Source organism: Thermococcus aegaeus, from assembly GCF_055393685.1.
Genome location: NZ_AP042464.1, coordinates 1,370,128 through 1,391,274 on the forward strand (window position 1 = coordinate 1,370,128; position 21,147 = coordinate 1,391,274).

Here is a 21,147-nt window from a genome sequence, read left to right on the forward strand (position 1 = left end):
AGTGATAATCGTAAGATACGGTGAGATAGCAATAAAAGGGGGAAAGAGGAGAGAATTCGAGAGAAAATTAGCTGAGAATATTGAGAAGATTCTTAAGAGAAAAGGGATAGGGGGGAAGATCAAGGTAATAAGAGGAAGAATTCTCGTCGATGCACCAGATGAGGCAGCGGAGATAATAGCCAAAGTCCCCGGAGTGGTGTCTGTATCTCCTGCGAGGGTTATGGACTATGATGAAGTCCCCGCATATCTCAAGGAAGCCCTTGAGGGGTTTAGTCCCAAAAGCTTTAAAGTTGAAACCCAAAGACTTGATAAAACCTTCTTAAAAACTTCTGTGGAAATCAACAAAGAAATAGGGGCATTTATTGTCAAGGAATTTGGGTGGAAGGTTGATCTGAAGAATCCAGAGCTTACAGTGGGTATAGAAATAATAAATGGGAAAGCTTACGTGTTCTTTGAGAAGATTAAAGGCGTTGGGGGATTACCTGTTGGAACGCAGGGAAAAGTTGTTGTTCTATTGAGCGGAGGAATAGACTCCCCCGTTGCCGCTTTTTTAATGCTAAAAAGAGGAGCTGAGATAATAGCGATCCATTTTGATCAGGGAAAAAACGCAAGGAAAGTAGTTGAGAGAGTTGTGGAGATCCTCAATGACTATTCTCCAGAGCCAATAGAGCTTATTGTGGAAAACCATTTTGAGATTCTCAAACCCTACGTAGTCACCTTAAACAAGATAAACCGAAGAGAATGGACTTGTGTGGTCTGTAAAGTTGCCATGCTCAGAAGGGCAGCGGAGATAGCAAAGGAAAAAGGGGCTCTTGGAATAGTAACTGGAGATTCTCTCGGCCAAGTAGCATCACAAACCCTAACAAACCTTTACTTCGAGACCATGAGTGTAGATTTTCCAGTCCACAGACCTCTCCTGGGATTTGACAAAGAGGAGATAATTGCGATAGCAAGGAAAATAGGCACCTATGAAGCTTTTCTTGAGTATCCTTACTGCGACTGTCCCTTCAGACCGGAGAGAGTAGTAACACAAGGAAAACTGGAAGAGTTTGAAAGAATAAGGAATGAGCTTAGAAGAGAGGGCATAATCTGAAAAGTTTGCAAAGGTATATAATTTCTTGATCTGTGGTAATAGTTTACTTTTCAAAACATTATTTTTGAAAAAGCAAACTTTATATTGTTTCAGGTGGTATAGATATACAGTTAAAACTCCAAAAGGAGGCCTTAAGGATGGGTTTAAAAGACTCTTCCTTGCCTTTTTTAGGGTTTCTACACTCATTTCAAATGGCAAGGGTAGAAATTTCTGGATTAAAATTAATTCAAGCAACGATTTCTCTCGCAGGAGTGCAGATGAGTGGTGATACTCTGAGAGTGGCCTCTATGAAAACATCAATTCGCTTTTTATTTAAAGATTACCTAATGCTGAGGTGAAGGCCTTGTCCAGTGCTAAAAGATCTCTCTGTGTTGTGCTCCTATTTTTGCTAACACTCCCGCCTGTAGCCTCCGGGAAGGTATTTGTATGGAATGTTGGAGGAATGATACTTCATCCGAGGCTCTCCCCTGATGGGCTGTACTTCAGCACCTATGGGCAAAGGGTATGGCTTAAGACCAATGAGACTCACTTCATATACTGGGAGCAGCCTTACCTTCTCAACGGCCTCTCTGTTGGAGACAAAGTTTATATGGTTGCTGACTGGGGACCTGCTCTAAGTCTTGATCCGAAAAATGACACCCTATACGTATGGGAATATCCAGGTCTCCAGTTTATCCACGTTTATGCCAAAAGAAATACCGCTTACTTTGCAGGTATGCTAAACAGAACTGGTGGAATTGGCGTGCTGAAAAATGGCATCATAGCTTTTTATCGCCTCTCCAACGAGACCTTCAGAATTTACGACGTCTTCCCAGTACTTGATAGGATATACTTCACCGTTGAATTTAAGAATGAACCCAAGGGCGGCGTTGGGGTGCTCTTCTTGGGGAACGGTACCTACTACGTCTGGAGATTCCCCTCGGAGTATGCTACCCTCGTTCCGGACGGGATAACCGTTGATGAGAACCTCACCGTTTACGCGGCAATAATGGAGGGTGAAATGGTAGGTGTCGTTATGTTTGAGCCCTCCAGCGGGCGTTTCCACTTCCTAAAGCTTATAGGTCGGCCTCTCCATGTAAAGCTCTTTGGTGGCTATGTTCTCGTGATGAACTCCGACTGGGATTTAGTTCTCTTCAGCCCAAGGAACATCACGTGGACTGGAAAAGCTACGCTCGAGAGGGAGGAAGGAACCGTTGAGGTAATCCCCCTTGGGGGATACACTAAAGTCTTGAAAGTGAAGCGTGGTGAGGAAGAGATAGAACCGGTAGTCGAAAGGGTGGAGAAAAGGTCTTATCCCGAAGGGTATACAACTTTCCCAGGCATTGCCTTTACACACGATTTTGGTGGCGGATACGTCGGCTCAGGGGGGAAGTTAGTACTCCTCGAAGAACTGAGGCCAAAAGTTCATCTCCTCTACGAAAACGGGACTGTTAAGGCCTGGGTAACACCAATGGAGTACTTTTCTGGTCCAGTTTTCCTCTACATAAACAAGAAGCTTGCTAGGTGGGGTGAAGAAATACAGTGGAATGCCACATTTTTGGCTGGAAAATACAACCTGACGGCGGTTTACTTTGACGGTGAGGATGTTTACATGAATCATACAGTAATCATAAGTGATCTAAAGCCAAAACTCCTCTGGGAAAAGTCCCTTAGAGTGAAAAATGGGACGATTATTTATGGAAAGATCAATATGCCTGGAGCACCTATAAACATTTCAGGGAGAACGATCTGGACAGATTCAGATGGTTACTTCTCTTTCTTTGTAGAGAATACGAGCCATCCTCCAGCTGAAGTCCCAGAATCCGAGAAGAGCACATTTAATTGGGCTGTTTTTCTTGTGATTCTTGGCGTTGCAGTAGGGACGGGAGGTAGTATCATTTATAGGAGAAAAGATAAGCGAGGACTAGTATTGATCTTAATCGGATTCATCTTAATAGCAGGATACTTTGCGGTGCCGAAACCAAGAGGAGCTGTCCTAGAAGAGAAACCTCTAACCCTCTCTATTGATGTAGTTATGCCTCCGGGCTTTTATGCTGCCAATGTCTCTGTCTTGGTTGATGGGGAAGAAATTGGAAGGACTGATGCAAAGGGGAGGCTTAATATTCCACTTGATTATGGTTTTCATGAGGTTCTCCTCAGATCTGGTAACTCAACTACATCCCTTATGGTTGCAATGGCAGAGAATAGGAATCTAACAATCCCCTTCTTCCCGGGGATTAATGCCATCCTTAAAAATGGAGCTGGATATAATGGTTTTTCTGCCAGTTTTGGTGGGGTAGCACTTGATACAATGCACGCCAATACTTATCCCCGCGGACCCATGAGCTTAGAGGGTAACACAACTCCAGAAGATTGTGAGTTATGTAAGCTTAAGGCCTCGATGGTTGGCGTTGTGGAAGGTGAAACCTGCAGGCTGTGCTGCCTTGAAAGTAAAAACTTTGGACCTGCTGTAGTTTTCGCTTACTACTTCCATCTAATCTGGGATGCCATAGAAAGATATCCTTGTGTCACTCCTTGGCCTCCGATGCCCGAAACTAATGCTGTTGTGACTGAGGCTTCAATAAACGCTTATGCAAATGACATTCGGAACACTCTTCCTCAACTGGGATGGGGTGATTTGCACCCATGTTTAGCCCCCCTTGATGCTGTAGACCCCAAAGATCCAGCCAACATATGTACCGTACTCGAATGTGCAGATGTTAAGTTTGACTGCAACTGCTATATGACTTGTGTTACTGGGCCTTTCAAGATGTGGAACGCATTTGTCAAGTGTCTGGAGAGTGGGAGGTAACATAAAGGAGAAATGAATTCAAACCAATATCTTAAAATATTTTGACAAGTAAGAGTAAGTGGTGGTAGCTATGTTGAGTGAAAAAATGTTAAAGGCTCTAAATGAACAGCTAAACAGAGAACTTTACTCGGCATACCTATATTTTGCTATGGCGGCATATTTCGACGATTTGAACCTCGAGGGTTTTGCCAACTGGATGAAAGCTCAGGCTGAGGAAGAGATAGGGCATGCATTGAGATTTTACAACTATATATACGACAGAAACGGGAGAGTTGAGCTTAGTGAGATCCCACAACCCCCAAAAGAATGGGAAAGCCCAATAGAGGCTTTTGAAGCTGCTTATGAGCACGAGAAGTTCATAAGCAAATGTATAAACGAACTAGCGGCTTTGGCTGAGGAGGAAAAAGATTACTCAACAAGGGCATTTCTAGAGTGGTTCATTAACGAACAGGTCGAAGAAGAGGCAAGCGTAAAGAAAATACTGGACAAGCTGAAATTTGCCAAAGAGAGTCCACAGATTGTATTCATGCTTGACAGGGAGTTAGCTGCGAGAGCTCCAAAGCTTCCATCCCTTTTGATGCAGGGCGAGTAATTTCATTTTTGCACCTTTTTACTCATTTTTGTTCTAAGAAAGATCTTTATAGTTTGAAGTCTAAATTATTTTGGTGTCTCTATGTCCCTGAAAGAGGTTCTTAAAGAGGAACCCCATATGGGGTATATGCTGGCTAACGAGGCTATTGTAAGAGCAGCGCTAGAGGCTGATGTGAAAGTTGCAGCCTTTTATCCGGGTTCCCCTCAAACAGAGATTCTTGACACATTTGAAAGAGTTTCGCACTACCGCAACGACATTGTTGTCGAGATCGCCGCCAACGAGAAAGTTGCCCTCGAAACGGCCGCGGGAGCGGCCTTTGTCGGTCTGAGGGGCTTCACGTCAATGAAGAGCGTCGGCGGGAACGTTGCATCTGACACCCTCTATTCCCTCGCCTATACTGGGGTCAAGGGCGGCCTCGTGGTGGTCATAGCGGACGACCCCTACGCCCACTCCTCCCAGTCGGAGCAGGACGGAAGGTGGTTCGGCTACACTGCCTACCTCCCAATGCTCGAGCCTTCAAACCCCCAGGAGGCCTATGAGCTGGTTAAGAAGGCCTTCGAGCTGAGCGAGAAGTACGGGAGCGTTGTTCTGGTCAGGACAACGACGAGGGTGAACCACCAGAGCGGCCTCGTGAAGGTCGGGAAGCTCGAGAGGAGCCCATTCGATAAGCTCTCGTGGAAGGAAAACAGGAGGAGCTACGCAACCGTCGGTTCTTTAGCTAGAAAGTTCAAGGCCGAGCTCCTTGAGAAGATCGCGAAGATGAGGGAAGACCCGGAGTTCCTGGCCCTTAACAGGGTGGAGCACTTCGATGGGAAGGAGCTCAGGGAAGCAAAGCCTGGGGAAGCGAGGGGAATAGGTATCATAACCTCGGGCGTTCCGTACTCCTACGTCGTCGAGAGCCTGCAAAAGCTCGGCGGAGAAGCTTACGTCCTCAAGCTCTCCGTCCTGAACCCGATTCCGGAGAAGCTTATTGGCGACTTCATCGAGGGGCTCGATAAGGTCGTCATCGTCGAGGAGCTCTCCCCCTACATCGAGGGATTCGTGAGGGAGATAGCGAAGGAGAGGAATCCAGAGCTTGAGATAATCGGCAAGAAGAGCGGCCACTTCCTTGAGATGCTGGAGTACAACGTACCGATAGTCATAAAGGTCCTCGCGGAGGTTCTGGGGAAAGAACTACCCTTCGACTACGAGGGGCACTTCAAGAGAATGTGGGAGCTCGCTAAACTCGCCCCGCCGAGGATGCCGACCTTCTGCGCCGGCTGTCCCCACAGGGCTACCTTCTGGGCCCTCAGGAGGGCGATGGGCAGGATAGTGAACTACTACCTGGCGAACGACATCGGCTGCTACTCCATGTTAGCCTTAGAGCACATCGGCTGGACGGACTCACTCCTGGCTATGGGAGCGTCCCTCGGGATAGCCCACGGCGTCCAGCACTCTGCCAAAGAGAGGGTTGTCGCGGTCGTCGGCGATTCGACCTTCTTCCACGCGGCCCTGCCGGGCATCGTTAATGCAATACGCAACAACTCCAAGATGACGCTCATAATCCTCGACAACGCCGTTACGGCCATGACCGGCCAGCAGGCCCATCCTGGAAGCCCAAAGAAGGTGAACCCCTACGAGAGGAGGATAGACATAGAGTCTGTCCTAAGGGGCCTTGGCGTCGAGAAGATAGTGGTGATAGACTCCTTCCAGGCGAGAAAGAACATAGGCAAGCTAAGGGAGGCACTCAAGTACGATGGCCTCTCCGTCGTCATCTCACGGGGAGAATGCGCCCTCTACCACTTCCGCGAGTTCAGAAGGGCTGGAGGAAAGATAGTTCCCTACTTCGTGGACAAAGATGCTTGCGAGAGGGCCTACAACTGCATAAGGGACTTCGGCTGTCCGGCGATAGTCATAGACGAGGAGGACTTAAAGGCGAAGATTCTTCCAGAGGTCTGCGTCGGCTGCGGCGTCTGCGCCCAGCTCTGCCCGCACAACGCGATACACTCGACGGCGATACTCTACGGCGGTGAGGACAAGCCCTACGTGACTATTGAAGATTATCGCGAGCTGGAGCAGATTATGCTGAGGAGGGGAGGGCAATGAACGTCATCTACTGCGGTGTCGGCGGCCAGGGAATAGTGCTCATGTCCAACATAGTCGGCGAAGCCTGCTCACGTAAGGGAATCCACGTCGTCAGCGGCGAGCTCCACGGCCTCTCCCAGAGGAGCGGGTCAGTGATAGTCCACCAGCGCATAGGCGAGGGCCTTTCCCCGCTAATACCCTACGGCGAGGCGGACGTTATTCTCGCCCTCGAACCCATGGAAGCTTTGAGGTACATCTACTTCCTGAAGCCCGGTGGGACTGTGATAACCAACACGCGCCTCATACACCACCCCTACGAGACCGAGAACTTCGTTAAGGGCAAGATAGACAAGTACGTCACCTACGAGGAGATAGTTGAAAACATCAGAAATTCTGGAGCTAAGCTCTATGAAATAGATGCGCTCAAGCTGGCCGAAGAGGCCGGAACGGCACTGGCTCAAAACGTCGTCCTCGTGGGGGCCTTAACCGCTCTACCGGACTTTCCGATAGACAAGGAGACGATGCTTGAAGCTGTCAAGGCCAGCGTGCCGGAGAAAGCAATTGAGGCCAACATCAGGGCCTTTGAGCTCGGCTACGAGGCTATGAAGGAGCTCCTTTAGTCTTTTTCTTAATTTTTCTTGTCAAGTGTTTTTAAGTACAAACTATATACGCTTTCTTTTAGTCCATCTATCAAGATCAGAACTTTGGCAAAAGGACTGAAAATTTTTAGACATTCCTCTTTTGTTATTTTGCTTTCATTACTCACTTTTGTGTAGAAAACTTTTAAAAGCATTTTCTCTTACACAAAAATGTACCGATAATGGACGGTGATGGTCATGTTGAAAGTGGATAACCTGAGAGTTAAAGTAGAAAATAAGGAGATTTTAAAGGGTATTACCCTCACCGTTGATGATGGAGAACTCCACGTCGTTATGGGCCCAAATGGAAGTGGAAAATCTACCCTCGCTTTGACTATAGCAGGTCATCCAAAATATCAAGTAGTAGATGGCAGGATACTTTTTGAGGGGGAAGACATAACTAACATGCCTCCCGAAGAGAGAGTTAAAAAGGGAATTTTTCTAAGCTTTCAGCATCCCGTGGAGGTTGAAGGTGTCAAAGTTATCCAGTTTTTGCAGAGAGTTTTGAAAAACCTCAAGGGACTGGATGAGATACAAGCTTATGAGCTCATATTTAATGCTGTTCAAGAGCTTGGGTTGGATGAATCAATACTTGCAAGATTTTTGAATGTTGGATTTTCGGGTGGAGAGAGGAAAAAACTTGAAATGCTTCAGGCATACCTTGTGAAGCCGAAGCTTCTTATCTTGGACGAGCCCGACAGCGGAGTTGATGTTGATTCTTTAAAAATGATAGCCAATGTTATAAACAAACTTCACGAAGAAGGCACGTCTATTCTCTTGATAACCCACTACGGAAGAATCTTAGAGCACCTCAAGCCCAGCAGGGTTCACGTTATTAAGGAAGGAAAAATAGTTGCATCTGGTGGAGTTGAGCTGGTAAAGATGATAGAGGAGAGGGGTTTTGCGGCGGTGGAGGCATTATGAGCGAATATTCCAAGCTTGAAGAAATTTTAAAGGCTGGATCCCTTGAGGAAATACTCGGCACCGCTGTCCCATACCCTAAGGAAATAGAGTTAAAGGGGAAGATAAGCAGAGAGACTGTAGAGGAGCTTTCAAGAATAAAGAAAGAACCAGAGTGGATGCTTAGGCATAGGTTAAGGGCTTTAGAACTTTTTGAAAAGCTTCCAATGCCAAAATGGGTTGTTGGTATTGAAGAGCTTGATTTGGACAACCTTATTCTTTATACCAAACCGGAGCTACAGAAGGAGGTAAAGGACTGGGATGATTTGCCAGAAAACATTAGAAAAACCTTTGAGAGGCTTAACATCCCAGAAATAGAGAAGAAGTTTCTCTCTGGCTTAACTGCAGTTTTCGACAGCGAGAGCGTTTATTCCCAGCTCAAAGATGAGTTTGAGAAAAAGGGCATCATAATGCTTCCCATGGAGGAGGCCGTTAAAAAATATCCCGATTTGGTGAAGAAGTACTTCGGAAGGGTCTTTCCGCCTGGAGAGCACAAGTTTTCAGCGTTGCACCACGCCCTCTGGAGCGGCGGGGCGTTCGTCTACATCCCGAAGGGGGTTAGAGTGCCCTTCCCGATAGAGGCCTTCTTCGTCATAGGCTCTGCCCTCGAGGGACAGTTCGAGCACACGCTTTTGATTGCGGACGAGGGAAGCTACGTCCACTTCATTGAGGGCTGTTCCGCCCCGATGTACAAGGGCTTCTCCTTCCACGACGGCATGGTCGAGATATACGCCCACAGGAACGCCACGGTCAAGTTCACCACCATACAGAACTGGAGCAGGAACGTGATCAACTTCAACAATAAGAGAGCAATAATAGAGGACAACGCCTACGTCGAGTGGATAGAGGGCAGCATAGGGAGCAGAATAACCTACACTTATCCATCAAGTGTTCTAAAAGGCGACAACGCCCGGACTGCCCAATATGTAGTTTCACTCAGCAATGGACCTTTCCTAAAGGATACCGGAGCAAAAAGCTTTCATGTGGGCAGAAATACAAGCTCAAAGATAGTCTCCAAAAGCATAAGTGCCAATGGAGGAGTAAACATTTACCGTGGTCTTGTTAGGATAGCCAAGGGAGCAAAGAACTCAACTGCTACAGTTTCATGTGATTCGCTCATTCTTGATGAAGAGAGCAAAGCTTACACCTATCCGCACAATCAGAACGATGAGCCTTCAGCCAGCATAATCCACGAGGCAACAACTGGAAAGCTTAGTGAAGATAAGCTCTTCTACCTTAACGCGAGGGGCATAAGAGAAGAAGAGGCCAAGAGCCTTATAGTGCTTGGCTTTATAAGTGAAATCCTTGAAGGGTTGCCCTTTGAGTACGTTGAGGTTCTTAAGAAGGTTATAGAGCTCGAGTTCAGTGAAGTTGGGGGTGTTGGATGATGTCATTTACAATAACTGCAGAAGCACTTGAAAAGCTCACCTATCAGAAGTATGGGGATAGTCCTACAATAAGGAGCTACACGAAATGGAAGCTCTTTGAAGAAAACTCGCCCCTTAATCTCCCCACCGAAGCAAAGGGGGGAGAAGTAGGAATTAAGGCTAACGTGGTTTTCTCGGGAAGTGAGTCAAACTTTGACCTCCCAGAGGGCGTTGAACTGGAAGAAGGAACCCTAGGTCTCTCTCAGCCAGAAGAGTCAAGAATTTTGGGCTTTCACTTTTATGCCCTCAAGAAAGCGTATAAACTTAGGGTAACTAAAAGCTTGCTTGAGCCGCTTGTAATAGTTTCTCACCTCTCTGAAAATGCTTTCATAAGCCATCACCTAAGCATTGAGGTGGAAAACGCCAATGTGCCTATAATAATCTATGACCTCTCTGAAAAAGGGGCGAAATCCTTTGTAGTTGAGCTCAGACTTAAAAATGCTGAAGCTGAGATTTTGACCGTCGGGAATCATGTATCTCTGTCACACTATCTCTTGAGGGCTACACTTGGTGAAAGGTCGAAAGTGAGAGGATTCACGATAGTCAAAGGAGGAAAAATGAGTCATCACAGAGAGGACTACTCCCTTGAAGGAGTTGAAAGCGAACTTATCCTAAGGGGAATTCCCATAGGGATAGGCTCAGCCGTTGACTACCTCACTAATGTTCTTCAGTATGGGGAGAAAAGTAAGAGTGAAACAAAAATAAACGGTTATTCCTACAAGAAAGGATGGGTAGTGCACAGAGGTGTAGCGAAAGTTTTTGAAAAGGCTAAGAACTCTTCGAGTGAAGTTAGCTCTCATGTGATCATCATGGACGAGGGTTCCCTTGGTGTCAGCGTACCTATGCTTGAGGTAGATACCGGGGAGATAGAGACTGCATCCCACTCATCAAGCGTTGCTCAGTTTGATGAAGATGCTCTTTTCTACCTCCGCTCCCGTGGATTGAGCAGGGAAGAAGCTTTGAGCCTCTTTGTGCATGGCATTGGAGAGGCCTTGAGTGATCACCTAGAGAGGCTGAAGGCAAAGGCCAGAAGCAACATAATGGCTCTCGTTGAAGAGCTTTTGTGAGCGTAGTTTTGTTATGTTTTATGTTTACCTTTTTCTTCTTTGTAAAGCACAACTGTTATATACCCTTACAAGTAACTTCTATTATAAGTCACTAGACGGAGTTTACTCTTTTTGATTTTTGCTTTTTCGTGACTAAAAGAAGGTTTGAAAAATGAAAATGAAAAAAGTTGCAGGCTTTGCTCTGCTTTTGAGTGTTATAGTATTTGGCGCGTTTATATCAGGCTGTATAAATCAAGGAAACACCACTAGGGAAACCACTACCCCAACAACCGCAACCCCAAAGGAAACCACCACAAGTACAGTTTCAAAAGAAACCCCAACTAGTGCCCCCACAGAAACGCTTTCTCAGGATGACCTGAAAGCCGATGAGGAAAAGCTCAAAGGATTGATTGAGCTCTACGACAAAGAGATAGTTGACGCTAAAGAAAAACTTGGAAAGCTGGGTTTAGAGGTAAAAAGCTCTGAGATCGAAAATTGGGAAAAATCAGCAGAGATTCTATCGGAAATGGTCGCAAACGAGAGCGATATCAAAAGAAAGGTTTATCTTCTCCAAAATCTGGCTCAGCTTAAGTACTACGAGATTCTAAACTTAAGAGCCCTTGTGGAAGTAGGGGCAGTTGAGACTTCTTATTGGGAGAACGCCACAACCGGCGAGCCCATCGAGGGGTTCTACAACATGAGGGGCGACTTCTTCTACACCGAGAACGGAAAGACCCTCAAGATGGACTCCGCCAAGATGGCGGAGCAGATGCACTCCCTCCTCAAGGGGTACGAGCTTGAGAGCGTGGAGATATACCACCCCGGAACCGGAAGCGTCCTCAGGTCGATCAGAGAAGGCGGGAGAACCGTTAGCGCCGGCCAGGTGGCGATACACATAAACGCGAGGGACGGCATGAAGATAAAGGTCGCTGGTAGGGACCTTGGAGTTTTAAGGATGGTGGATCCGAACACGGGAGAGACAGTTATGAAAGTTTCTCCAGATGAGAACGGTATTTACACCGTCCCGCCGGTGAACACGACCCTGCTCGGCATAGCGGACGATGGGGGCTTCTGCTACAGGCCTTTACCCCTCGACGAGAACTACATGGAGCTGATGCCGATAACGGACGAGGTAACGCTCGACGAGGTTCTCTGCGCTGGGGCCCAGATAGCGCCCTTCGTCTTCGACCCGACCGACTACGGCACCGGCCCCTACGACCCCGCCCCGATGGAGGAGCTCTACCTGATGCCCGGCCAGTACACACTCCAGACCCTCGTTATGAAGGCCGATCTAAAACAGTTAGCTGAACAGCTCGTCAACGTAAACGTTAGGATGGGCGGAACAAAGGTCGAAGCCAGGGACGCAAAAAAGGCCCTGGACGCGTTCCAGAACGCAATAACCTCCGTCGAGGCCTCTGTGGAGACGCCAGCTGAGGCCTGCTCGTGCACCTTCAGTCCGCTCCTGAACGGCATCTTCAGGGAGACATTTGGAGGACCCTTTGAGGAGGTTCCCGCGATGAAGGATATCAACATCACCGACTTCGGAAACGGCCCGTTTATACCTGAAGTGTGGAAGGGCATGGAAGAGAGCTCGGCCGAGATCAGGCTCTACGTGATAACCAGTGCCAACGGCGAGACGCTGATACTCCTCGAGGATTCGGGCCCAACCACTCTGAGAGCTGATTACCTCGACAGGGTTTACGTGGAGGTCTTCACCGGGAGGAACCCCCAGACCGGCAAGGAGATAAAGGTGGCGGCCTTCAAAGTCCTCAACACCGACGGGACGATAGCTGTGAGGGAGACGCTGCCCATAAAAGCATCGAGCGTTAGGCTCGTGGTTCTGCCGTCCAAAAGTGAGCCTTAAAGGACTGAGCGGCCTGAAAAACAAAAGGATAAGGCCCGGATTAATAGATTGATCTGAAGAGCACCTCCTCAACGAGCACATGCTCCGGGAGCTTCAGAAGGGCGATTAAGAGCTCCGCGACGTCTTCCGGCTTCATGAACCCTTCTTCTATTTTTCTTCCAGGTTTTCCGTAGAAGTAGGTATCAACTTTTCCAGGACGGAGCTCTATGAACCTCACCTCAGGGTTTTCCAGCTGGAAGGTCTTTGTGATTGCCCTCGCCGCCCACTTACTCGCGACGTAGGGTCCAGCATTTGGGAGGATCATTGTTGAGATGTATGAAGTCACGACCGCTACAGTGCCTTTTCTCTCCTTCAAACTCGGCAGGAAGGCTTTTATGGTTCTCCAGACGCCGAGGGTGTTGATTTCCAGAACCTTCTTCATGTCCTCTTCGCCAACCTCATCCAGCCTTCCGCCCATTGGGATTCCTGCGTTTGCAACGAGCAAATCAACGCCGCCAAACTCCTTAAGGACTTTCTCCGCAAACTCCGCAACGCTTTCTGGATCCGAGACGTCCAAGTAGGAGTAGAAAGCACCCCCTATTTCTTTGGAAAGCTCTTCGAGCATTTCAACGCTCCTCGCACCAAGTACAAGTTTATAACCCTCTTTTGCCAGAGCCTTTGCAACGGCCCTCCCTATTCCCTTTGATGCACCGGTAACAACGGCAACCTTCATCTTTACCACCTCCTGGGAGTATCAAAAAGGAAAAAGCCAACGGTGCCAGCTTCAACCCTCCGGCAGGTAAATGTTGATCTCCTTGGCTTTGCCTTCCCTGACCATCAGTGCATACTCTCCCCTGAGTGTATTTCCATTCACCTCTACTCTGCTCCCGTCTTCAAGGTGCAGGATTACTTTTGCCCTGTTTAGGTCGAGCTTCCACGTGTCTTTTTTAGCCGGGTTGTGGTAGGTGACCCTGCACTTTCCAAGGAAGTTGAAGCTCACCTTCCCCTCCTCGTCAAACAGCCGCCTTGGAAGTGCCGGTGCAAATGTTAGCCTGAGCTCGCCGTTTTCAACGGTGAACGGCTTGTCTCCTATGAACATATTCTTCCAGATGCTCAGGAACTCAGCGTTTGCCCCTGTAAGCCTTGCCACGAAGCCCGTTCCGTGAAGGGACTCGTCGGGGTAAGCACTGCTGACTATGAAGGACGAGTTCTCAAGCGGGCTCCTCCCGTAAACGCTCGGATCAAGGAAAGCAACTATTACGTTCTTAAAGTCGTCGTAGAACTCTTCGTAGAGGCCGTTCTTTATGAGCTCCAGCATGTACTTGTACTCCATGTGGAGCCATATGGACTCATTTTCCAACCACCCAGGGGTGAAGGCCCTTGCCCTTCCTATCTCTATTGAACAGTCTTTCAGAGGTGCGTTGAGCTTGTACATCTTCAGCTTCCTGTCGTAGAGCTCGCTCTCCTTTACTTTCTGGTAGAGTTCCTTTAGGAGGTCTTTTTCTCTGGTTATTTTCATCTGCTTGACAACGCCCTCAAGGAAGAGTGGCATCTTCCTCTGCTCAAACTTCAGTATTCTTATCTCTCCGTTTTCGTTGAGTTTGTACTCTATGGGCTCATAGTAGAAGTACATCGGCATTATTCCGTTGTTTTCTTCTATCGCCTTTTCAAGGCCCGCTGTCAGCTTTTCGCGGAGAAACTTCAGACCATCAACAAGTTCTCCGGCCCTAACCCTGACCTCCCTTCCATCGAAGCCGAGCTTCGTTTCCTCTCTGTACCACTCGCGAAGGTCTGAAAGAGCCTCCCAGAGCCAGTGGTCTTTTTTCTCGTCTTCTCTGCTATTGTATTCTTCAACGAGCTTGACCTCTTCTGTGAAGAGCCTCCAAACCTCCACGGGGATATCGAGCTCGGCCTCGGAGAACTCCTCGAAGGTTTCAATCAGGAAGTCGAGGAGTCTCAAAAGCTCTGTGGTTTCTCCAACCGAGGAGCCAAAGAGTCCCGGAAGCCCGTTGAGGGCATCGTACCATCCGGGTTTGCCAGCTTCCATCTCTATCCCAACTCCGGCCGGGTCGAGCGTTGCGAACTTGACGAGTGCTAAGTTGAGGAGCTTTGTTGCAAGATTCGTCCTGTATATCTCGCCCCTTCCCTTTCCTGCCCTCATGACGTGTTTGTATTCCTTTCTCGACTCGATAAGGGCCTTCTTCTCTTTGTCTTCTATGAGGGAGTTGTACTGTCTGACCCTTCCGTTTTCGAGCACGTACCTTTTAGACCTCGGAAGCACGACCATTGCGTTGTCGTAGTAGGTGTAGCTGCGGTCTTCAAAGAGCAGCTCCCGCTTTCTATCGGGATATATGCCGAGATAGCTCTCTATTAGATCCAGGTTGTATGTCCAGTGGTCGCACCAGTAGCCCTCGCCATGGACAGCATCTATCTCCTCCTCGGAGTGCTTCAGCAGTGTTCTTAAGAACTCCTCTTCGGAGACCTTGAGCTTTATGTTGTTCTCCTCCATGAACATTAAAAGCCTCCCCGGAGTGAATGGCTCCTTTAGGGCCTCGGCTAAAGCCTCTGGCTTATCCACGAGGTCCCCAAGGAAGGATGTGTCCTCTGAGGCGAAGTGATACTTCACTCCGTTTATGACGAGTGGGTTGTACCCGTCCGCCTGGATGAGACTCATGAAGAACCTTATGTCGTAGTTCCCGATTTCGGGATGGAAAAAGACGTTTTCCCGCCTGTTCTGGTTAACGTCCCGGTAGTTGCCGTTTCCGGTGGAATAATACTCCGGGGTTAGGACAAAGTAATTGTAGTCCCTCTCCTGGTCGCCGTGCTTCCTCAGGTACAGGTAATAGACAAAGGGCTTTCCCTCGTTCAGAACTATTGGATAACCACCTCTCAGGACGTTATCGAGGTAGCACTGCTTCACATACTCATTGAAGAGCTGGGAGGAGGTTTTGGTCCAGATGTCGCGCACGATTTCTTTGATTATGCCGTTGCCTTCCTCGTACTTTGTCCGAAGGTACTTCTCGTCTGCGAATTTTGGCCCGTAGTGGTCGAGAAAGGATATGTGAGGCACATAACCTATTACAGTGTAGATTTTTACTTCTTCGTTAGCCTTCAGCTCCACTTCGACCGGAGAGAACGCGGAGGGTATTTTGTTGAATGTGACCTGCTTTCTGTTGAGAAGTTCCCTTAGAGGAGTCCTAATGAAGTTTTCAGGGGTTATCATGGATGTATCGTCTCCGAAAACCACGTTGGGATCAACTATGGGCTTTACGAGCTCGCTTTTTCCGTTTCTCTTGACGAATGAGATGTAAAATGTTCCCTCCGTAAGTTCTGTGACCTTGGGGACATCCTCTGTGGAGGACTTCAACTTAAAGAAGGGCATCTTCCTCTCAAGGTTAAAGACCTCCATCCACGCCTTGACGAGGGTGGCCATGTGCTTTATGACGTAGTCGTTGACTCCGTAGGGGATGATCATGGGCATTCCATCAAGTATCTCCAGCTTTCTTGGGGCAGGGGAGATGTTTCTTATGGTGACAATCCTGACGAGGGCCGGTATTTTCTCCTGGGGCAGGGTGTAGTAGAGAACCTTTATGCTGAGCCCCAGATCTTCATTTATCTCTTCTATTTCCAGCTCGTTTCTCCCGATGTGCATCCTCTGTTTTATTCTCCCGTTATCCGAGAGGCCGAAAGGCTCGTAGAATATTCCTTCTTCTGGGAACTTGATGAAAGTCCTGAAGCCAAGAGTCCTCACGCTTTGATAGGCCCTAATTGCGGAGTTGAACTCCATTATCGGGTGGTCTTTGTCCCGTAGCCCAAAGGAGCTTATGCACTGCCCCCTGTTCACATAGAACACCCACATCGGTATCCCTTTCTTTCCGGCTATTCCGGGTAAAAAGCTCGCAAATGGTTTCCAGCGGTTGTAGTTCTCTATGATGAAGCGCCCCTTTGAATCGAAGTTCTCCCCCATCATCACTCTTCCCCCGGCTTTAGTTATCGGCCAACCTGTACACCCTAACGTAGTCCACGTACATCCTGGCCGGGAACTTTGTAGTCGCGTCAGGTCTTCCCGGCCAGTTTCCGCCGACTGCGAGGTTTAGGATTATGTAAAAGGGCTTGTCAAAGACCCATTCATTACCCGCGCTCTCAACCTGCGCCCTTGTAACCACATGATAGAGCTCTCCATCCACGTACCACTCTATTCTATCGGGAAACCACTCAATGGCAAAGACGTGGAAATCTTCGGTAAAGTCGGGGACTCCTTCAGGGGGCGTATAACTTGCAGTTATTCCTCTTCCTCCTGAATAGCCGGGCCCATGGACTGTGCCGTGAACAGTTCTCGGCTCATGGCCCAGGAACTCCATTATGTCTATCTCACCACATGTGGGCCATCCGACTTCCCTTATGTTCGTCCCCAGCATCCAGAAAGCTGGCCAGAGCCCTTTACCCTTTGGCAGCTTCATCCTGGCCTCAACTCTCACAGGGGGTTCAAACTCAACTTTGCCTTCGGTTTTGAGCCTGGAGGAGGTATACATGAAGGTTCCATACTCGTCGGTTACCCACTCTTTTCTGGCCTCTATTACGAGCGTCCCGTTCTCCACCACCGTGTTGTTCGGGGAGTAGTATTCAAGTTCATTGTTTCCCCATCCGGGGATTCCATATGCCTGACCGTTTCCTATCTCAAACGTCCAGTACTTCTCGTTTACCATCTCTCCATCAAACTCATCGTGCCATAACAACTCCCAGGTTCTCCCGTTCGTTTCAATTTTCATAGGTACTTGCGTAGTCGAGGTGGACGTTTGAGTTGTTGAAGTCTCAGAAGATGTCACTGGAGTGGTCTGGGTGGCTGGGGTTGTGCTCGGAGAGGGCGATGTCGTTTGGGTGTCCCCTCCAAGACACCCGCTTATGAAGCCCCCAAGCATTATCACTAACACCAGCATCCCTATAGTTTTTTTATCCATTGGAATCTCCTCCTACAGGTTTTTCTATCGCACTGGCTGTAGAATCCTCCCCAGAGAGTCCAACGGCGAGGAGGTTCAGCTCTTCAGTAAACTTTTCGATGCTTATTACATCCAGCCCGTATTTCTCGAGTGGTTTGTAGCGGCCGGGATCATCCGTTATCAGCAGAGCGTTCTTCACTATAGCCGTAACCCCAACGAAAACATCGATGGTGGGAATTTTCTTTCTGTTCTTCAGGAGACTTTTCATGATTACGGCACTTTTAGTGATTACTTCATCTTCCAGAGGGATTATGTGGTAAATTTCCTTCAATAATGCCATCTCGTGGTCGGGATTTTTTCCAAGGAAAGCCTTTGTGACGAGGTATTCATATATGCTGATCTGTGGTACAAGGACTTCGAAGTTCAAGAGAGTCAGCTCGAGCAGTGATTTGTTTCTTTTCATGTGCATCCTCAGGAGGGAGTAGCTATCAAACATTATCCTCTTGGGAATTCTCATATGGTTATTCCTCCTTTTCTTTTAGCTTTTTTAGTATTTTCAGGGCTGTCTCGCTCTCTTCGTCGTCCAGGCCTATTTCGTCGAGTTTTCGGTTTAAGTTAGTGGAATGCCATGTTTCTATTAGAATCCTGAGGACTTCATCGTAGGACCTAGCATCGAGCTTTGTTTTGAGCTTCTTTATTGCGTTCCAGGTCTCTTCATCAACAGCTATTGTTTTCATAACCCCCCACCCCTCAGGTACTTCTTTTCAATTCTACCCGTTATGCCGTTGTTCTCCACGATCTCTCGGTAGACCCTAACGCTTTCTTCCCTGGGAATCCTCTCTTTGGTAATCATGTCGACGGCATACAGGCCAAACCTCATCCTAAAGCCCATTGCCCATTCATAATTGTCCGTCAGTGCCCAGTGGAAGTATCCGTCAACATTAAAACCGGCCTCAACGGCCCTTTCTATGTAAGCTATGTGGGAGGCAATAAAGTACGGCCTGAGAATATCTTTAGAATCGGCGATTCCGTTTTCAATTATGTAAACGGGCTTTCCATAGGAGGATGCGGCCTTTATGCTGTTGTAAATTCCCTCAGGATACACTTCCCATCCAAGATCACTGACCGGATGTCCATCTGCCGAGAGTTCGTTTGGTGGACATGAGTAACCGTATCCTGGGACGCCTTTAAAAGCCGTTATCGGAATTTCCTGGAATTTGGGCTCGGAATGGGCAACAACTTCCCTCGAGTAATAGGTCATCCCTATCCAGTCGAGTCTTTTCAAGTGGTTCACCTTTAACATCGTCTCCATGTCAAACTCGATGTTCAGGTTCCCTTTGGTTAGTGCCTGTAGCAAGAGCCCGCTGTGGAAGAAGTCCGTCATTTCAGCGGCCTTAACGTCCCTCGGGTCATTTGGGTCTTTTGGATACGAAGTGCCTACGTTATTGGCTATTATGCCAATTTGGGCGGGTTCTCTGGACCTGCCTCCCGATTTCTCTTTATCAAACTCCCTTATTGCATCGTATGCCCTCGCATGTGCGTTTATTATGTTAATGATGGTCCTCTTTGCGAGCTGTGGATTGATAACTCCCGGCGGGAACCCGGAGTAAGGGGCGAGGTAGCCAAGTTCAACCATCACCATTGGCTCGTTGAATGTGGCCCACATGTCCACGAGGTGCCCAAACTTGTAGGCGAGGTAGGCCGCAAACTTGGTGAACTCGATTATTGATCTCTGGTTTACCCATCCGTTCCTCTCGTTCTTCAGGTTTGCGTCCCTTGACTCGACGGGGTCGTGGAGCCATATCGGGTGGGTGTAGTGGGCAAGGGTAAGGATTATTTCAAAGCCCAGCTTCCTCAGGTTCGTGAGTACCCGCATGTAATGGTAGACCTCTGAACTGTTTGCGATTTCATCGAGCTCTCTGAGGGCATCTTCGGTTATTTTCACCTTCTTAACGAGCCCGTTGCCGTCGAGCTCGTAATCCACCTCGACTCCATACGTGGGGCATGGGAATATTCTGCTCCATTCCACGTTGAGGGAGTAGGCGTTGAGCCCGAGCTCCTTTGCCAGTGAGTGGTCAATTGGGTAGAGCTCGTAGTTGTTGGCACCTTCCTCCGGCAGGTCGCCACTCACGAGCCCCTTTTTGAGATTAACCGGATCTCTAACCCACTTCCACCAGTCGCTCCTTGTGTCCAGGTTCCTGTTGAAGCGGTCACCCATTTCAAATTGGAAGCCCGATTGTGAAACTCCCCATAAAAACTCTCTGTCCATCATGGCAGTCACCCTATTAACCTTCTTTGTGGATCCTTTCAAGGTCTTTGTTGAGGGAAGTGAACATCTGAACCATTTCCTCATACGGATCGTCTTCAATGTTCACGAGGCCATAGTTGCTGTTCTCACCGTCCCACCTGCCTTCCTTCGGCTGGTCTGACCACTTAAACCAGTGGTAGCCGACTGCATAGGGGAGCTTTATAAAGCTCTCTATGAAGCGTTTGGTGTATTCAGCCCTTTCCTTCTGGGTTTCCACCGTAATCCCCGCCCCCTTGGTGTTGGGGAGGCCTGAATCCATAGCCCTGAAGGAGAACTCCGTTATCATTATGGGCTTTCCTGTGATTTCGTGTATATGGTCGAGGTAGTCCTTCGGCGCCACCTGGAAGTTGTAAAGGTTTAAGGAAATAACATCAACATATTTCCCCGCAACTTCAAAAACCTCATCGGGCGGTCTTATGAAGGGGGAAACCGCAAACCTCACCCCGAGTATGAGGTGGTTTTTGTCAACTTCCCTTATTGCTTTTGTTACCACACTGAAGTACCTCTCGGCGTACCTCCTCACGAACTCCTTTCTGGCTTCGTTGAAGGGGGCAGTTGAGGGGAGCTTTCCAGTATAGCTAAGGAGCTCATCAAAAGAGGTGTAGTTCGTCTTAAGCTCCCTGTTCAGCTTGGAGATGTCACCGTTAAAAACATCTTTCAGAACTTCTACAGCTACTTTCTTTCCTGGAGCATCAGGAGGAAGATTTATGAAATCATCCAAAAGGTGGTTGCCTGATCTCCAGTCCGGACCCCAACGGAGCTCATTATCTGTAAAAAACCCAATTACCATGGGGTTGTCTTTCAATGGTTCAACATTGAAGTAAACCGCTTTCCTCACATAATCCTCGAAATCATCCTTAAAAATGTCCGGCATAGTGCCCTTTTCCCAGTTAAACCCGTATTTTGCCCCGATATCCAGAAGAACGGTGTGGGGGAAATACTCATACATCTCGGGAGAAGACCACGCTCCCACAGTGTTGAATCCCCATTCGACCATCCTGCTAACGGTGGTGTTGATCCACAGGTTTATGTCCCCGTACTTCCGGAGTACGTTAACATAATACGGGGCGTACCCCAGTTTGGGAGAGTGATCTCCCAGATAGTTTATCGCGTTTATGCCCTTTGAAAGAAAGACATACCCCTCCGGATCAACAAACCAGTACTTTCCATCCACAACTTCAACCCTGAAGTACCCAGAAGGTTCGAGTCTCATTTCCTTCCATCCTCCAAAATCGGAGTATCCCTCGGGGAACTTGGCTTTAGGTTTTATTATCTCCTCCCCTATTTGAGAAGTGGTTGTAGTGGGCTGAACCTGGGAATTCTCGGCTGTAGAAGTGGGAGAGGTCTTCTCCATATCTGTCTGTGTATTCCCTCCGATACACCCGAGGAATAAAGCCAAAACCATCGTGATGCCAATGATTTTGCCGTAGATTACTTTTTCCATATTG

At 48.2% G+C, this 21,147-nt stretch carries 16 protein-coding genes; 9 read left to right on the plus strand and 7 right to left on the minus strand.

Translation table 11 applies throughout. The annotated features are described in order from the left end of the window. Position 1: 1 nt before the first annotated feature. The 9 genes from thiI to ACZ5NL_RS07455 all read left to right on the plus strand — a co-directional run bounded on the left by thiI (position 2) and on the right by ACZ5NL_RS07455 (position 12,475). Complete coding sequence (thiI, locus tag ACZ5NL_RS07415) at positions 2 to 1,093, plus strand: tRNA uracil 4-sulfurtransferase ThiI (protein WP_464841675.1); 1,092 nt, start codon at positions 2 to 4, stop codon at positions 1,091 to 1,093. Between the two features lie 343 nt (positions 1,094 to 1,436). After that, complete coding sequence (locus tag ACZ5NL_RS07420) at positions 1,437 to 3,884, plus strand: NHL repeat-containing protein (protein ID WP_464841677.1); 2,448 nt, start codon at positions 1,437 to 1,439, stop codon at positions 3,882 to 3,884. Between the two features lie 70 nt (positions 3,885 to 3,954). Next, positions 3,955 to 4,476, plus strand: coding sequence for a ferritin (locus ACZ5NL_RS07425; RefSeq protein ID WP_464841678.1), 522 nt, complete (start codon positions 3,955 to 3,957; stop codon positions 4,474 to 4,476). 81 nt (positions 4,477 to 4,557) lie between these two features. After that, on the plus strand, positions 4,558 to 6,561 hold the full coding sequence (locus tag ACZ5NL_RS07430; RefSeq protein WP_464841679.1) for a thiamine pyrophosphate-dependent enzyme: 2,004 nt from the start codon (positions 4,558 to 4,560) through the stop codon (positions 6,559 to 6,561). After that, positions 6,558 to 7,160, plus strand: a complete 603-nt coding sequence (gene iorB / locus ACZ5NL_RS07435; RefSeq protein WP_464841680.1) for an indolepyruvate ferredoxin oxidoreductase subunit beta — start codon at positions 6,558 to 6,560, stop codon at positions 7,158 to 7,160. The genes ACZ5NL_RS07430 and iorB overlap by 4 nt, the downstream gene beginning before the upstream one ends. A gap of 216 nt (positions 7,161 to 7,376) precedes the next feature. Then, on the plus strand, positions 7,377 to 8,102 hold the full coding sequence (gene sufC / locus ACZ5NL_RS07440; RefSeq protein ID WP_464843391.1) for a Fe-S cluster assembly ATPase SufC: 726 nt from the start codon (positions 7,377 to 7,379) through the stop codon (positions 8,100 to 8,102). Beyond that, a complete protein-coding gene (sufB, locus tag ACZ5NL_RS07445) occupies positions 8,099 to 9,526 on the plus strand; it encodes a Fe-S cluster assembly protein SufB (protein ID WP_464841681.1) in 1,428 nt (475 codons plus the stop codon). The genes sufC and sufB overlap by 4 nt, the downstream gene beginning before the upstream one ends. After that, entirely contained in the window at positions 9,526 to 10,632 is a 1,107-nt protein-coding gene (locus ACZ5NL_RS07450; protein ID WP_464843392.1) for a SufD family Fe-S cluster assembly protein, read from the plus strand. The genes sufB and ACZ5NL_RS07450 overlap by 1 nt, the downstream gene beginning before the upstream one ends. Positions 10,633 to 10,783: 151 nt before the next feature. After that, a complete protein-coding gene (locus ACZ5NL_RS07455) occupies positions 10,784 to 12,475 on the plus strand; it encodes a hypothetical protein (protein ID WP_464841682.1) in 1,692 nt (563 codons plus the stop codon). Positions 12,476 to 12,515: 40 nt separating this feature from the next. Here the strand turns inward: ACZ5NL_RS07455 and ACZ5NL_RS07460 are convergent, their stop codons facing one another. The 7 genes from ACZ5NL_RS07460 to ACZ5NL_RS07490 are packed head-to-tail and all read right to left on the minus strand — an operon-like array spanning position 12,516 to position 21,143. After that, positions 12,516 to 13,187, minus strand: a complete 672-nt coding sequence (locus ACZ5NL_RS07460; protein ID WP_464841683.1) for an SDR family oxidoreductase — start codon at positions 13,185 to 13,187, stop codon at positions 12,516 to 12,518. A 51-nt stretch (positions 13,188 to 13,238) separates the two neighbouring features. Continuing rightward, positions 13,239 to 16,424, minus strand: a complete 3,186-nt coding sequence (locus ACZ5NL_RS07465; RefSeq protein ID WP_464841684.1) for a cellobiose phosphorylase — start codon at positions 16,422 to 16,424, stop codon at positions 13,239 to 13,241. Positions 16,425 to 16,440: 16 nt separating this feature from the next. Beyond that, positions 16,441 to 17,412, minus strand: a complete 972-nt coding sequence (locus tag ACZ5NL_RS07470) for a glycoside hydrolase family 16 protein (RefSeq protein ID WP_464841685.1) — start codon at positions 17,410 to 17,412, stop codon at positions 16,441 to 16,443. After that, the gene (locus ACZ5NL_RS07475; protein ID WP_464841686.1) at positions 17,405 to 17,908 is read right to left on the minus strand and encodes a PIN domain-containing protein; all 504 of its coding nucleotides are present in this window, start codon (positions 17,906 to 17,908) and stop codon (positions 17,405 to 17,407) included. Before ACZ5NL_RS07475 ends, ACZ5NL_RS07470 begins: the two co-directional genes overlap by 8 nt. Positions 17,909 to 17,912: 4 nt before the next feature. Further along, positions 17,913 to 18,128 carry a hypothetical protein gene (locus ACZ5NL_RS07480; protein ID WP_464841687.1) on the minus strand — a complete coding sequence of 72 codons (216 nt, stop codon included), beginning with the start codon at positions 18,126 to 18,128 and terminating at the stop codon, positions 17,913 to 17,915. Continuing rightward, the gene (gene bgaS, locus ACZ5NL_RS07485; protein WP_464843394.1) at positions 18,125 to 19,663 is read right to left on the minus strand and encodes a beta-galactosidase BgaS; all 1,539 of its coding nucleotides are present in this window, start codon (positions 19,661 to 19,663) and stop codon (positions 18,125 to 18,127) included. The genes ACZ5NL_RS07480 and bgaS overlap by 4 nt, the downstream gene beginning before the upstream one ends. Before the next feature lie 13 nt (positions 19,664 to 19,676). Next, complete coding sequence (locus ACZ5NL_RS07490) at positions 19,677 to 21,143, minus strand: beta-agarase (RefSeq protein ID WP_464841688.1); 1,467 nt, start codon at positions 21,141 to 21,143, stop codon at positions 19,677 to 19,679. Between the last annotated feature and the right edge of the window lie 4 nt (positions 21,144 to 21,147).

Bases quoted from the DNA above. Each gene is read 5' to 3' on its own strand.
- ACZ5NL_RS07425 (WP_464841678.1), top strand. From the start codon at position 3,955: ATGTTGAGTGAAAAAATGTTAAAGGCTCTAAATGAACAGCTAAACAGA.
- ACZ5NL_RS07430 (WP_464841679.1), top strand. From the start codon at position 4,558: ATGTCCCTGAAAGAGGTTCTTAAAGAGGAACCCCATATGGGGTATATG.
- iorB (WP_464841680.1), top strand. From the start codon at position 6,558: ATGAACGTCATCTACTGCGGTGTCGGCGGCCAGGGAATAGTGCTCATG.
- sufC (WP_464843391.1), top strand. From the start codon at position 7,377: ATGTTGAAAGTGGATAACCTGAGAGTTAAAGTAGAAAATAAGGAGATT.
- sufB (WP_464841681.1), top strand. From the start codon at position 8,099: ATGAGCGAATATTCCAAGCTTGAAGAAATTTTAAAGGCTGGATCCCTT.
- ACZ5NL_RS07450 (WP_464843392.1), top strand. From the start codon at position 9,526: ATGTCATTTACAATAACTGCAGAAGCACTTGAAAAGCTCACCTATCAG.
- ACZ5NL_RS07455 (WP_464841682.1), top strand. From the start codon at position 10,784: ATGAAAATGAAAAAAGTTGCAGGCTTTGCTCTGCTTTTGAGTGTTATA.
- ACZ5NL_RS07460 (WP_464841683.1), bottom strand. From the start codon at position 13,187: ATGAAGGTTGCCGTTGTTACCGGTGCATCAAAGGGAATAGGGAGGGCC.
- ACZ5NL_RS07465 (WP_464841684.1), bottom strand. From the start codon at position 16,424: ATGATGGGGGAGAACTTCGATTCAAAGGGGCGCTTCATCATAGAGAAC.
- ACZ5NL_RS07470 (WP_464841685.1), bottom strand. From the start codon at position 17,412: ATGGATAAAAAAACTATAGGGATGCTGGTGTTAGTGATAATGCTTGGG.
- ACZ5NL_RS07475 (WP_464841686.1), bottom strand. From the start codon at position 17,908: ATGAGAATTCCCAAGAGGATAATGTTTGATAGCTACTCCCTCCTGAGG.
- ACZ5NL_RS07480 (WP_464841687.1), bottom strand. From the start codon at position 18,128: ATGAAAACAATAGCTGTTGATGAAGAGACCTGGAACGCAATAAAGAAG.
- bgaS (WP_464843394.1), bottom strand. From the start codon at position 19,663: ATGATGGACAGAGAGTTTTTATGGGGAGTTTCACAATCGGGCTTCCAA.
- ACZ5NL_RS07490 (WP_464841688.1), bottom strand. From the start codon at position 21,143: ATGGAAAAAGTAATCTACGGCAAAATCATTGGCATCACGATGGTTTTG.